General features: G+C 35.7%; 12 protein-coding genes. 5 read left to right on the forward strand and 7 right to left on the reverse strand.

The window, feature by feature from the left end; translation table 11 throughout:
* The 6 genes from napH to SAUT_RS06355 form a co-directional block, all read right to left on the reverse strand.
* The gene (napH, locus tag SAUT_RS06330; protein WP_013327050.1) at nucleotides 1–831 is read right to left on the reverse strand and encodes a quinol dehydrogenase ferredoxin subunit NapH; all 831 of its coding nucleotides are present in this window, start codon (nucleotides 829–831) and stop codon (nucleotides 1–3) included.
* The gene (napG, locus tag SAUT_RS06335) at nucleotides 824–1,621 is read right to left on the reverse strand and encodes a ferredoxin-type protein NapG (RefSeq protein WP_013327051.1); all 798 of its coding nucleotides are present in this window, start codon (nucleotides 1,619–1,621) and stop codon (nucleotides 824–826) included. Before napG ends, napH begins: the two co-directional genes overlap by 8 nt.
* A 17-nt stretch (nucleotides 1,622–1,638) precedes the next feature.
* The gene (gene napA / locus SAUT_RS06340) at nucleotides 1,639–4,485 is read right to left on the reverse strand and encodes a nitrate reductase catalytic subunit NapA (RefSeq protein WP_013327052.1); all 2,847 of its coding nucleotides are present in this window, start codon (nucleotides 4,483–4,485) and stop codon (nucleotides 1,639–1,641) included.
* A gap of 177 nt (nucleotides 4,486–4,662) precedes the next feature.
* Complete coding sequence (locus SAUT_RS06345; RefSeq protein WP_013327053.1) at nucleotides 4,663–5,490, reverse strand: phosphatidylserine decarboxylase; 828 nt, start codon at nucleotides 5,488–5,490, stop codon at nucleotides 4,663–4,665.
* On the reverse strand, nucleotides 5,483–6,559 hold the full coding sequence (truD, locus tag SAUT_RS06350; protein WP_013327054.1) for a tRNA pseudouridine(13) synthase TruD: 1,077 nt from the start codon (nucleotides 6,557–6,559) through the stop codon (nucleotides 5,483–5,485). Before truD ends, SAUT_RS06345 begins: the two co-directional genes overlap by 8 nt.
* Nucleotides 6,560–6,573: 14 nt before the next feature.
* Nucleotides 6,574–7,392, reverse strand: a complete 819-nt coding sequence (locus SAUT_RS06355) for a thiamine-phosphate kinase (RefSeq protein ID WP_013327055.1) — start codon at nucleotides 7,390–7,392, stop codon at nucleotides 6,574–6,576.
* A gap of 84 nt (nucleotides 7,393–7,476) precedes the next feature.
* Between SAUT_RS06355 and SAUT_RS06360 the strand changes: the two genes are divergently transcribed.
* The 5 genes from SAUT_RS06360 to SAUT_RS06380 all read left to right on the forward strand — a co-directional run bounded on the left by SAUT_RS06360 (nucleotide 7,477) and on the right by SAUT_RS06380 (nucleotide 13,261).
* Nucleotides 7,477–8,688 (forward strand): diguanylate cyclase domain-containing protein, encoded by a 1,212-nt coding sequence (locus SAUT_RS06360; protein WP_013327056.1) that lies wholly within the window; start codon nucleotides 7,477–7,479, stop codon nucleotides 8,686–8,688.
* Between the two features lie 122 nt (nucleotides 8,689–8,810).
* Nucleotides 8,811–10,523, forward strand: coding sequence for a succinate dehydrogenase flavoprotein subunit (gene sdhA / locus SAUT_RS06365; RefSeq protein WP_013327057.1), 1,713 nt, complete (start codon nucleotides 8,811–8,813; stop codon nucleotides 10,521–10,523).
* A gap of 9 nt (nucleotides 10,524–10,532) precedes the next feature.
* Complete coding sequence (locus SAUT_RS06370; protein ID WP_013327058.1) at nucleotides 10,533–11,513, forward strand: succinate dehydrogenase/fumarate reductase iron-sulfur subunit; 981 nt, start codon at nucleotides 10,533–10,535, stop codon at nucleotides 11,511–11,513.
* A 12-nt stretch (nucleotides 11,514–11,525) separates the two neighbouring features.
* The gene (locus SAUT_RS06375) at nucleotides 11,526–12,407 is read left to right on the forward strand and encodes a CoB--CoM heterodisulfide reductase iron-sulfur subunit B family protein (protein WP_013327059.1); all 882 of its coding nucleotides are present in this window, start codon (nucleotides 11,526–11,528) and stop codon (nucleotides 12,405–12,407) included.
* A 77-nt stretch (nucleotides 12,408–12,484) separates the two neighbouring features.
* Nucleotides 12,485–13,261, forward strand: a complete 777-nt coding sequence (locus tag SAUT_RS06380; protein WP_013327060.1) for an exodeoxyribonuclease III — start codon at nucleotides 12,485–12,487, stop codon at nucleotides 13,259–13,261.
* Here SAUT_RS06380 and SAUT_RS06385 read toward each other — a convergent pair.
* Nucleotides 13,251–14,213 carry a sensor domain-containing diguanylate cyclase gene (locus tag SAUT_RS06385; protein ID WP_013327061.1) on the reverse strand — a complete coding sequence of 321 codons (963 nt, stop codon included), beginning with the start codon at nucleotides 14,211–14,213 and terminating at the stop codon, nucleotides 13,251–13,253. The genes SAUT_RS06380 and SAUT_RS06385 overlap by 11 nt on opposite strands.
* Nucleotides 14,214–14,217: the final 4 nt, after the last annotated feature.

Raw genomic sequence — 14,217 nt, forward strand, 5'->3', positions numbered from 1 at the left:
TTACTCTCCCATTTTTTTATTTTGAATAAAATCTCTTATCGAGAATCTTAGAGCGTCATCATCACATACTTCTATACATCTGGCACAATTTGTACACTCTCCTGACAGTACAGGAAGTGACTCTTTACCAATCATATGCAGCACCTGTTTCTCAGGACAGACTACTTTGCACTTCATACAAAGTGTGCAGTTTTCTTCCAAGTGATGTACTCTAATAAAACTAAACTTTCCTAATAGTGAATAAAATCCACCAAGCGGGCATACATGACCACACCAGCCATTTTTTAAAACAAATAAATCAAAAAGAAATATTAGAGCAATAGCCGCCCAGCCAAAACCCATACCAAAAACAATACCTCTATGCATCATTGAAATCGGAGATACAAATTCAAAAGCTGCTATACCCATAAAGGCTGAAACCAGTAAACTTAATCCCAAAATCCAATATCTCATATTTCTTGTAATTGGCTGTTTTGTTTTTTGTGCTCGATCAATATCAAACACTCTTCTTAAATAATTCGCACTATCTGTAACCAGATTAATAGGACAAACCCAAGAACAAAATGCTCTTCCGCCTACTATAAAATAAAAGAGTGTCACTACAGCAACACCTATAAGTAAGTCAGTTGCCACGACAGCACCTGCTGCAACCATTTGTAAAACGGCATAAGGGTCACTCATTGGAATGACACCTAAAATTTCAGATGAACTGAGATTTCCGGTAAGAATCTTCCAACCCCATGCATTTGCACCAAAAAACAGCACAAGCAGACCTATTTGTGTAAATCTTCTTAAAATAAGATATCTATAATTATTCCATAGTTTACTCATCTAACAAGCCTTCCAAGCCGCTGTTTAATTTGTCAACTGCTTTTTTCTTACTTACATTGGTTGTGGTATGAATAGCATGCGCATTTTTTAATCGTGCTTCATCCTTTTTATCCCAACCTTTGATGTAGTGACTTCCTGCTTTACCCATTGCAACTTCGCGAGGCAGTATAAATATAGCCGGTTTTTCAGTTACACAGGCATGTTCACACATTCCACAGCCTGTACATGCATCTGCATGCACTACAGGTTTTAAAAATGCATGTTTACCAGTTCTTTCATTTTTAGAATATTCTACTGTTATAGCTTGACCTAGTATAGGACAGGCTCTATAACATGCATCACATTGAATTCCCCAAAAAGCAATACAGCTGTTCTCATCGATGACAGCTAAACCCATATCTGCAGTGTTGATATCTAAGTGTCCATTTACTGTAACACTAGATTCATCTAAAGCACCACTTGGACAAACAGGAACACAAGGAATATCTTCACACATGTAACATGGTGTTTCTCTTGGTGTAAAGAATGGTGTTCCAATAGGTCTATGATCTCCCGGTTTAGCCAGCATCAAAGTATCAAATGGGCATGCTTCTACACATAACCCACATTTAATACAAGTTTTGAGAAAATCATCTTCAGGTATAGCTGCGGGCGGGCGCAGTATAAGCGGTGAAGCTTTCGCATCATCAAGATACGCGCTCCATAAAAATCCGCCGATAGCTGCATAACCCACACCTCTAGCCATATTTAAGATGAATTTTCTTCTATCGCTGAGTGCTTCTTTTTTCATGGTTAATTCTTTCTTGCTTACGCTTTATAAATTTTAACAGCACATTTTTTATAGTCTGTTTGTTTTGACATAGGACACGTACCATCCAAGGTAACTTTATTGATAAATACACGCTCATCAAACCATGGTACAAACACTAATGGTTTTGGCGGTCTGTTACGTCCACGAGTCTCAACACGCGCTCTTACTCTACCACGACGAGATTCAACCCAACATAAGTCATTATCTTTAAGTCCTCTCTCAGATGCAGCTTTTGGATTCATATAAACTAAAGCTTCAGGAACCGCTCTAAATAGTTCAGGTACACGCATAGTCATAGTTCCTGAGTGCCAGTGCTCAAGCACACGACCTGTACATAACCATAGGTTATACTCTTCATCCGGCATTTCTGGTGGATCCATATATGGACGAGCAAAGATTTTTGCTTTGTCAGTCAATGGTTTTTTCTTTTTATCTGTTACCCCTGTTAAGTTACCAAAAGGTAATGCTTTAGCAAGTGGCCCGTAGAATGCAAACTCACTGCCTCTACCGTTTTCTTTTGCATGTTTTGCTGCATACGGATCAAATTTAACATTAAATCTCCATGCAGTCTCTTTACCGTTAACAACCGGCCATTTAAGTCCACGAACTTTATGATACGTAACGAAATCTGCAAGGTCATGACCATGACCACGGCCAAATGATGCATATTCTTCCCATAAATAGTGGTGTAGCATAAAACCATACCCTTTAAAGACTTTACCATCAGTTCCTACAACATTTCTGTCATCACCGTTACATTCAGAGTTGTCATAGCCTTTTTGAGGGAATGAATCCATATCAATTTTGTATGATTTTGCTTTTTCATTTGCATAAAGAATTTCATACATAGTAGTGTCTGGTTTATAACCCATTGCGTAAGCTTTTTCTCTTACATCAGCAAGTTTTTTACCGTTTCTAAGTGTATAAGGTCCCCATAAATCATCTACAGTAAATCTTTTTGAAAGTTCAACCCATTGCCAAGTATCACTCATTGCATCACCTACAGGAAGAACCTGTTGTCTCCAGTGTTGTGAACGACGTTCAGCATTTCCATAAGCTCCCCATTTTTCATAAATCATAGCAGATGGTAAAATCAAATCAGATACCATTGCAGAAATACCAGGATAACCATCACTTGTTACGATGAAGTTGTCCATTTCACGAGCAGCTTTAATCCAATGTTTTGCATTTGCAGAATCTTGGTAAGCATTACATACATTTACCCATGCAAATTTCACAACACCATCTTCAATATCTCTATGAATTTTCATAATATGCTGATTACCAACAGGATTTAATGTTCCTTCAGGAATTTTCCAACCTTTTTCTGTAATAGCTCTGTGTTTTGGATTTTTAACCATCATATCAGCAGGAAGTCTGTGTGCAAATGTACCAACTTCACGAGCAGTACCACAAGCCGAAGGCTGACCAGTTAATGAAAATGCTCCAGAACCTGGACGCGCTTGTTTATTTAACATAAAGTGAACATTGTATGAAAGTGTATTATCCCATGTACCACGCGTATGTTGATTCATACCCATTGTCCAGAAACTCACTACTTTTCTGTCTTTTTCAATATAAAGCGCTGCCAAATCTTGAAGTTTTTTCTTGAAACTCTCAAGTGATTCTTCAGGATCACCTTTACAAAGCTCAGCAGTATATTCCAATGTATATGGAGCTAAAGATTTTTTATAATCTTCAAAAGTGATTTCATGGTGTTTTAAAGTACCGGCTGTATTTTTCATAACATCACCGGCTTTATAACCATATGGCTCCAATGAAGGACCTTCAAGAGGAGAAACAACTTTGCTCATTTCTTTATTATAAATTTCCATCTCTTTTGCATCATATTTACCGGCACTACCATCAGCTCTTACAGGAGTAACAGATTTTTCGCCTGCACGTCTGAAACCATAACCGATATTTACAGGACCAGCTGCGAATATAATGTTTTTCTTGATGAAATCCCAGTCAATAGCTTCAGGATGATTATAAACAATCTCGCGAGCAAGATAATTCCATAATGCAAGGTCGGTATTTGGTCTAAAGATAATATTAAAATCACCTAAATCACAAGTACGGTGTGTATAAGTCTGGATATTTACAACTTTTACACGATCCGGATCTGAAAGTTTTCTATCAGTTACACGTGACCATAAAATAGGATGCATCTCTGCCATATTTGAACCCCATGTTACAATAGTATCAGTAAGTTCAATATCATCATAACAACCAGACGGCTCATCTATACCAAATGTTTGGTAAAAACCAACAACCGCAGATGCCATACAGTGACGAGCATTTGGATCGATTGCATTAGAACGGAATCCACCCTTCATCATTTTCTGAGCAGCGTATCCTTCCATAATCGTATATTGACCCGATGCAAATACACCCACACCTTCAGGACCACTCTCTTTAAGTGCTTTTCTGATGTTCAATTCCATCTCATCATAAGCTCTTTCCCAAGTTACCGGTGCAAATTTACCTTTTTTGTCAAACTCACCTTTATCGTTTACACGAAGCAATGGTTGCGTAAGTCTGTCCGCACCATACATAATCTTAGCATTAAAGTAACCCTTAATACAGTTTAAACCACGATTAACCGGTGCAGCAGGATCCCCTTTTACTGCAACAATTTTTCTGTCTTTACCATCTCCCGTAGTTGCAAGCATAATCCCACAACCGGTACCACAGAAACGACAAGCTGCCTTGTCCCATCTCCAACTATTTTCAGCTTTTGCCGCTGCTGCATCAAGTTCTGCCGGTACACTCATACCGATAGCTGCTGCCGCAGAAGCTGCCGCTGAACTTTTAAGAAATTCTCTTCTTGAAAGTGACATATTTTCTCCTCACTATTTTTAAAAGTAGTTAAAACACTTTGCAATGTTCTCAAGATTTTGACTAACATTTTAATAATAGCACTCTCATAATCATAAACAATTGATTTACGTCAATTATTTAAGAAAAGTAAAAGATATGTGCATATATGGGTATATTGGTAACACAAATAAAAGATATTATTTAGAGTTATGTTTTGCTACTGTATTTCCAAACTTCACTGTATCATTTTCTTTCACTAAAAGTTCCAACATATCTTTTTGGGCAAGTATAACAATAGTAGAACCCATTTCAAAACAACCGAAGTCATCACCTTTGTCCAAATACAAGTTTTCAAACTCATACACCTGTTCATCTTGTACATCTGCGTTTGTCTGTATACGCGGCTCAAAGCTTACTTTCATTACTCCAACATTTAATGCACTTACAAGAACCATATAGAATTTTTTGCCCTCTTGTGTTTGACACAACAATACAACTCTTTCATTTTCTATAAAAAGATTTATACGCTTTTTTAATGAAGAAATATTGACCGGATAAAATTTTCCTGGAATATGCACAGCTTTGAGCACCTGTAAATTCATCGGAATGTGATACCTGTGATAATCTTTTGGAGAAAGATAAAAGTTTATAAATTCTCCGTTATGTACATATGCTTTTTCTTCCTGAGTAAAATTTTTTCCAAGAAAATCATCAGTTTTATAACGCATACCTTTAATTTGCAATGCATAATCATCAATCAAATTACCACATTCCGTTATAAAAGAATCACAAGGAGAAATAAAATCCTCTGCATCTAAAGAAAATTTTCGCGGCTCTTTTAATGTTCTTGTAAAAAGTGCATTCAAACTTTTATAGGTGCTTGGATTATGAAATTCACTCATATCAAGTCCCATTAGCTTTACATAAGAGTAGTTTATTATTTTTTGAAACCAGTGCGGAAACTCTTTATGTGCAAATTTTCCGAATGTTTGCGATATTGCTGATGTGATGTGTCTTTTATTCATTTATTTTCCTTTTGGCAATTTCTTCGATTAAAACTGTGGCATAAGAACCCTTAGGCAGTGTGAAATTCATTTCATACTGCGCTTCTTGTCTGTCAAAACGCCCTTCTATATCTGTCGGATATACCCAGGCGTAGCGTCTTGCTCCGTCTGCATTTATCTCATCATCATAATCTTTTTCAATGTCTCTCGCATTTTGAGTAGCAAGTCGTACTTTTTTTCCGCATAAAAGCCCTGTCGGAGAAATATCACGCGCATTAAATCGTTGTAAATCCTCCTCTTCGCTTTCAAAATCAAAAAGTCTTCCATGCGGGTAATGTTCCATCACATCACCGCTGATGAGTTTAAAAGGATGTTTTTGTTCTTTCATCTTTTTGACTTCTTCATTTGGCATATTTAACAAACTCTCAATCTCTTCAACCTTAAAACTGTTAACAAGCGCATTAATTTCGAGTCTTCTTGAAAGCCAAAGATTAAACAGATGACTCTGATAGGCATTTACAAGCAGTCGTTTCACTCTTGGATTACGTTCCCTTGCCTCTCCTTTTGCCAGTTTTTCTCCAAGAATATGGTTATCTCCGTCATTTCCGAATCTTTGATATCCAAAAAAGTTTGGCATGCCGAATTTTTCTATATTTTTTAATGCTTCATCAATCTTTGCGGCACTTGTAGGATTGACTTTTTTGAGTTTTATATAAAAACGATTGCCTTTTAGGTGCCCTATTCTGAGTTTATTATTATGGTATGTTTTTGAAAGTATTTTGATACCGTCAAAATTAAAATTTTCCAAAGTCTCTTCATATTTTTTATGCAAAGAGATGTACTGCACCGTCATTGCATTTTTGTCTTTGAGCCCTGCATAACCTATTTCTTTATTTTTAATGCCCAAATAACGTGCAATTTGGCCTACCATCTCATTTGTAGAGAGGTTTTTCTTCCTTACCTGCAGTATTAAATGTTCACCTTCTCCTGAAAACTCATACAATGGTATTTCTTCAACCACAAAATCACGGGGAGTTTGTTTAAAATGAAAATCAATACTTGCATGTGCAAGTGAATAAAATCTATCCATATTTTTTATATTCCTTAAAAATGATGTGCTTTACATCTGTTTATGTATCTATTTCTTGCAGCTTTTGCAAAAATTGTAAGTTTAGTTCTGCTTTTTTTTGCATGCATTAGTAGTTTTTTTGTATCTCTTGCATCAAATGCAACCAGCATTTCATATTCTTCACCACTGCAGGCAATACACTTTGGTATTTTTTTCAAAAATTGAATGCCTACTCTATTCAATGATGCCATTTTATCTAAATCACTATATAAACCGTCTGATATATCCATACCGGCTTTTAAAATTCTTATATTATTACTTACGAATTTATCTCTTAAATGTATATTAACAAATTTTGATTTTTTATGAATTTTTCCCAAATTTTGCAATTTTTTTAAATCTTTTGCCGAATCCCCAAGTCTGCCTGTATAAGCAAAAAGATAATTCTGTCTGACTTTAGAGCGCAACAGTGGTTTTTTTGTCTCTGATACAATAGTTACAGTTATATCTAATTTACTGTTACTGATTGTATCGCCTCCGATTATTTCAATGTTATACTGCTGCGCAACCGATTTAAAACCATTTGCCAAGGCTTCCATATCGCTTTTTGTCATACTTTTTGGCATTGAAACGCTTAACAGTGCATATTTCGGCCTTGCATTCATAGCCACGGCATCAGAAATATTTACAAGCATCGCTTTTTGTGCAATCTCAAAACAGCTCATCCATTTACGTTTAAAATGCACATTTTCAAAAAATGCATCTTTTGAATAGACTACATTGCCTATAAGCGCACCATCATCACCAATGTATTTACTGTTAAATTTTGATATAAAATAATTTTCTAAATTCAATGAAACTTCTTTTTATTAAGCATATATTAATTACTGCCGATATAGAATAATAAGTTATTATAACATTATTAGGAAAATCATACCATGAAATATTCTATTAAGAGAATTTTTGAACATCTAAAGATTTATCTGCTTTTTATTTTTTTCGTCGCTTTTTTTGCTGTTTTACTTACATTTGAGCAGCAACTCTCTTTTGATAAGGTAAATAATTTAAATAACCAGAAAAATATTATTAAAACACTTACAAAACTTAACAAAAGTGATATAGAATTAGCATTAATCCAATTCAATGGAAAAAGTACGCAGCTTCATCAGGAAATTGGTAAATTAAAAATGATTTATAAATATAATTTGACAGACAGATTTTTACTCGGAAAAGAAAGAGAATATTTGAATGATTTAAACCAACTCTCAAATTTAACAGATAAGTTTAACAATGCCGCACACGAATACTATATAGAGACTAAAAATCCAAAGCTTGGAAAAGAAGCAAAAATACATTTAGATAAATCACTGAAAGCAATTACACAGCATATAGATAACATGCTGCTAAAAAGTATTTCCTATAATCAGGAAAAATTCAATATTGTAAAAGTATTGTTTATTATCATTTTTATTCTCGTTTTGTTTGCAACATTTTGGTATAGAAAAATGCTGACTGCCATTTACAGAGACATCGAATATCTATTTCAAGTTGAAAAAAATAAAAGTAATTATGAGATTTTTTCTATGGAAGCTGATGCCATTGCACTTAGAATGAATAGAAAGAGTGTTGTTCATGATAACCCCAGCATGCTTGATCCTGTAACAGAAATCAACAATTATAAAGGACTTTTGAATTCATATGCAAGTAAAAAAGGACTCAAAGACAGTAATTTTACAGCTGTTGCTATACTCGAAATTGATAACTTTTCAAAATCCAACAGAGCTTTTACACAAGAGGTCACACAGGCAATACTACGAAAAGTTGCCTATACTATCTCCTTACATGAGCAACCTATAGATGTCATTGCAAGAACTGACTATAATCAATTTACTGTTGTCCTTTCACGATCTTCAAGAGAACAACTTTTTAAAGATATTGAAATCATACGAGAAAGTATTGCCGAATTAAAATTTAATGCCCCGGACAATGGTTCTATACTTATAACTGTTACCGGCGGTTTTATTATTAAGCCAAATAACACTTCTTTAGAAGAGGCTATGAAACAGGCTAAAGAAATTTTAGAATATGCAAAAACAACAGGGAAAAATAGAATTTTCCAACAAAGAGATTTGGCTCACAAAGATATGTAATGCATGTGTCTCAAATAGTAACAAACTCAAACTTCATCTGCACAAATAAGATATTTAACCTGCGCTAAGACTATTCACGCTATAATCAGCATTATTTTAGTTCTTTATTGAAGGATGGGTTAATGAGTATTCCTATTTATACTTACGATGCGGTTATAGTTGGTGCAGGTCTTGCGGGATGTGCAGCGGCTAGAGAATTGCAAAGCGCAGGAAAAAAAGTTGCTGTTATTACAAAATTGCACCCCTTAAGAAGTCACTCCGGTGCAGCTCAAGGTGGGATCAATGCAGCGTTTAGTGATGAAGACAGTGTTGAACTTCATGAGTTTGATACAGTCAAAGGGTCTGACTATTTAGCAGATCAGGATGCTGTTGAATTTATGTGTAAAAATGCACCTGAAACAATCAGATGGGCCGAGAGAATGGGTGCTGCTTTTAGTAGAAAACCTGACGGCACAATTGCACAGCGTCCTTTTGGAGGGCAGTCTTCTCCCCGCGCATGTTTTGCAAAAGACAGAACCGGTTTAACACTTTTGCAAACGGTCTATGAGCAGGCTCACCGCGTTGGTGTAAAATTTTGGGATGAATGGTATGCTGCTGATATTATCTATAAAGATGGAAAAGTATCAGGTGTAGTTGCCTTTAACATTCGTGATATGCAAATGGCAATTTTTAATGCCAAAACAGTAATGTTTGCTACAGGCGGATACGCACGTGCATATAAAATCAATTCAAATGCACATGCAAATACAGGTGACGGTCTTTCTATAGTTGCACGTCACGGTCTTCCTTTAGAAGATATGGAATTTGTACAGTTTCACCCATCCGGACTTTCAGGAAACGGTGTTTTAATCTCTGAAGCTGCACGTGGAGAAGGCGGAAGACTTTTTAACTCTAAGGGCGAGCGATTTATGGAAAAATATGCGCCAAATGCTCTTGAACTTGCATCTCGTGATGTTGTTGCCCGTGCAATTTTAAATGAAATCAGAGAGGGACGCGGTGTTGGACCAAGAAAAGATGCCGTGTATCTTGATGTAACACATTTAGGAAAAGATCTTATTATGAATAAGCTTCCTGAACTTCGTGAACTGGCAATGACATTTTTAGGTTTGGATATGATTAAAGAACCTATTTTGATTTCTGCAACAGCGCACTACTCTATGGGTGGTATTCCGGTAGATATTGACGGACATGCACGTAAAAACAATAAAGAATTTATAGAAGGCTTTTATGCAGCCGGTGAGTGTTCATGTGTATCAGTACACGGTGCGAACCGCCTTGGTGCGAACTCTGTACTTGAAGCACTACTATTTGGCCGTTTTGTCGGTAAAACAATGGTAAAAGATGTAGACGATATTGAACTTCGTAAAGCAAATGAAGATGACGCAGCAACAGCACTCAAAGAAATTGACTTTTTGTTAAACAACAATGGTGATGAGACAGTACCTGCGCTAAGAGAAGAACTACAGCAGTGTATGACTGCCAATGCAGGTGCATTTAGAAGTAAAGATACTCTGCAAATTGCTGTTGATACGGTAAAAGAACTTCGTAAAAGATTTAAAAATGTACGTATCAAAGACAAATCAAAAGTATTTAATACAGAACTCCAAGAAGCTTTAGAATTCGGGCATATGCTTGATTACTCTCTATTTATCGTAGAGAGTGCGATTGCCAGAGAAGAGAGCCGCGGTGCACATTACAGAGAAGATTTTGAAAAACGTGATGATGAAAACTTCTTGAAACACACTATGGCATACATGGATGAAGATGGAAAAGTTTCACTTGATTATATGGATGTTGTTCTTGGCAAACATGAACTTAAAGAAAGAAATTACTAAGGATAACTTATGAGTACAGAACATAAAATTACTACACAAAAAGTAAACTTCAAAGTATTTCGTTTTAATGCTGATGAAGACTACCTTCCATATTATGAAAATTATGACATGGAAGTGACTTCAGAAGAAGTTGTATTAGATATATTAAACAGAATCAAATGGGACCATGACGGAAGTTTTTCATATAGAAGAAGCTGTCGTCACGGTATCTGTGGTGCCTGTGCTATAAAAGTAAACGGCCGTTCAACGCTTGCATGTAAAGAGAGCATGAATGATATGGTTGAACTTTTTGGAAATGAACTTGTTATAGAACCGCTCAGCAAAAAAAGAGTTATCAAAGATATGATTATTGATAAAGCGGATTTCTGGGAAAAACATGATGCTGTTACGCCGTATTTGGTCGCTGAGATTGATGAAAATCCTCAAAGTGAAAACCTTGTATCACCTGAAGATGCTGACAAACTCGACGAAGCGGACTTATGTATTCAATGTGGTGCCTGTCACTATGCATGTCCAGCCGTTGAAGTAAATGAAGACTTCTTCGGTCCTGCCGCTTTTGCTGCAGCGTACCGTTTTTCTGCTGATGTACGTGATAATTCTACATCAAGACTTGCAGACGTCAATGAAGAAAAACAGGGTGTTTGGGATTGTGTAAAATGTTTTGAATGTGCTGAAGCATGTCCAAAAGAGATCAACCCTATCGGAAAAATCACAAAACTGCACCAAATGGCATTCCAAGAAGGTATAGCTAAAAATAATGTTGCAGTTCGTCATGCAGTTGGTTTCAAAAAATCAATTATGAAAAACGGTGTACTTGATGAAGGCGGGCTTGTTCTTTACTCGGAAGGCCCGGCAATCGTGAAACACTTACCGGTAGCATTTAGAATGTTTACAAAAGGTAAAATCGTTCCGCCATGGGGCATAACAAAATCAGAAAATCTTGATGAAATTCAAAAACTTGTAAAATCTTCATCAACTGCAAAGTTCTAGGAGTTAATAAAAATGGAAAAATTAAAATATGCACTTTTTACAGGATGTACAGCAAAACAGAGTACTCCTGAGCAAATGATGTCAACTATGGCAGTTGCGGATAAACTTGGAATTGAACTTGTAGAATTGACAGAAGCTTCATGCTGTGGGGCATCTCATCTTCAAGATTATGATGACTTTTTATCTTTGGTATTAAATGCCAGAAATATTGCCTATGCAGAAAAACACGGGCTTACAATGGTGACTATCTGTAATACTTGTCAGCTTAATACTGCTATGACAAAACACAGACTCGATAACAATGAAGAACTTAAAGCAAAAGTCAATGAAAAGCTTGCAGAAGTGGGACTGGAGTACAAAGGTACTTCTGAAGTTACACATTTTTTATATGCAATTATTGATGATTTCGGTCTTGATAAACTCAAAGAGATGGTCGTAACGCCTCTAAGCCAGTTTAATATTGCACCATTTTACGGATGTCATAATATACGCCCTTCCGAGTTACAAAATGAGACACACAAATCTGTAGAAAACCCTTATAATCCTACATCTCTTGATGACTTAATCATCGCCTGCGGCGGTGAAACAGTTGATTATGATGAAAAGAACAAATGCTGTGGTTTTCACGTTGAGCTTCAAGCTCCACATACTGCTGCAGTTCTCACAGGAAATGCAATAGCAGGTGCAATGGATGGAAATGCTGACTGGATGGTAACACCTTGTCCGTTATGTCATCTTAAACTAGATACACAAACAGCACATGCAAGTGAAGCAATCGGTCGTGAAGTAGAACTTCCGGTACTTCATATGCAGCAAATGGTAGGTCTTGCACTCGGTTGTACTCCGGCTGAACTTGGATTAAACCATCACTTAGCAAAAGTAGACTTCGTTTAATCTCATCTTTTTATCTTCTCATTCCGCTTCTACTTTGAAGTGGAATAATTACTCGAAACACACGCAATGGAACACAAATGTCAGACTCAATAGAAATAATATCTTGGAATGTTAATGGAATACGTGCTGTAGCCAATAAAGAAGCTCTTAAATGGATAGATGAAAGAGATACCGGCATCTTATGCCTGCAAGAGATAAAAGCACAAAAAGAGCAAATTCCGGACAATTTGTTTGAAAAAGAGTTTAGTGAAGTAATTATTAACTCAGGAGAGAGAAAAGGTTACAGCGGAACAGCAACATATAGTATGCTCAAAAGTGATTACACCTCTACATGTAATGATATAGACACCAAACATGAGGGACGCATCATAGAAACGCATTATGGGGATATTGTACTTTTTAATGTCTATTTTCCAAACGGCCAAAAAGATGAAGAACGCCTTGCTTATAAAATGAAATTTTATGATGATTTTTTAGCCTACTGTGAACAACTTAAAGATGAAGGAAAAAGTATTATTGTCTGCGGCGATGTCAATACTGCACACCGTGAAATTGATTTAAAAAACCCAAAAGCGAATTCTAAAACATCAGGTTTTTTACCGATTGAGCGAGAATGGATAGATAAATTTTTAAACCATGGATATATAGATACATTCAGGTATGTTCACGGAGATAAAGAAGATGCATACAGCTGGTGGTCGTATCGTTTTAATGCAAGAGTAAAAAATGTCGGTTGGAGGATTGATTATTTTTTTATATCTGAAGACTTGGCAGAAAATCTTGAAGATGCTTTTATTTTGGACTATATAGAAGGGTCAGACCATTGTCCAATCGGCATCAGAATTACGATCTAACCGTGTCATCATTACTCTTAAAAATAACTCTGTTTCTACCTCTGTTTTTAGCAATGTATAGAGCTTCATCTGCTCTTTTTAAAAGTTCTGCTTTACTTTCGCCATCTTTATACACGCAAACACCTATACTTACAGTAAGAACAGATACCTGTGTAAAATTATAAGAAGCGATTATATTTGCTAATTTTTGTGCATATTCAAATGCACCTTCAGCTGTTGTCTGAGAAAGAATTACCAAAAACTCTTCACCACCCCATCTTGCGAACCTATCACTTTTTCTTGTGTTTTGCAGAATAAGCTTACTTAACTCTTGAAGTATAATATCCCCAACATCATGACCATAGCTGTCATTTACTGATTTAAAGTAGTCTATATCAAGCATCAATACAGCAAAACGACTATTGTATTTATTTTGTCGTATTATCTCTTCATCAATAATTTCATTTGCTTTATGCCTATTGTAAATGCCGGTTAAACTGTCTTTCGTAGCCAAATTCTTCAATTTTTTTTGTAATATAACCTGTTGTGTAGTATCAGTCACTGACGCAACAAAATATTCACGTTCTGGCAAAAGAATTTTTTTTATAATTATTTGAGCATAGTATAATGAAAAATCTTTTCGTTGTAGTCTTACTTGGAGCTTTATAAACTTATTATCTGAGCTGTAAAGAGGATATAACAGTTTTTTCAAATTCCCTATAGTAATTTTTATATAAATGTCTGCAGGAGTAAAATTTCTAATTTCTTCCAAAGTGTAGCCAAGGTTTTTTTCAGCTGATTTATTTATATATAAAAAATAAAATGTATTTGTATCAAATATATATATTTCATCAACACTGGTCTCTGTAATAGTTGCCAATAATTGCAGCGTATTATTTATTTCTTCATCTACTATCTCTTTATTAGGGATTCCTCTAAAACTTGAGTGGTGAGAAAAAGTGACCTTATCCACAACG

Origin of the sequence: Sulfurimonas autotrophica DSM 16294 (assembly GCF_000147355.1) — a bacterium.
GTDB lineage: Bacteria > Campylobacterota > Campylobacteria > Campylobacterales > Sulfurimonadaceae > Sulfurimonas > Sulfurimonas autotrophica.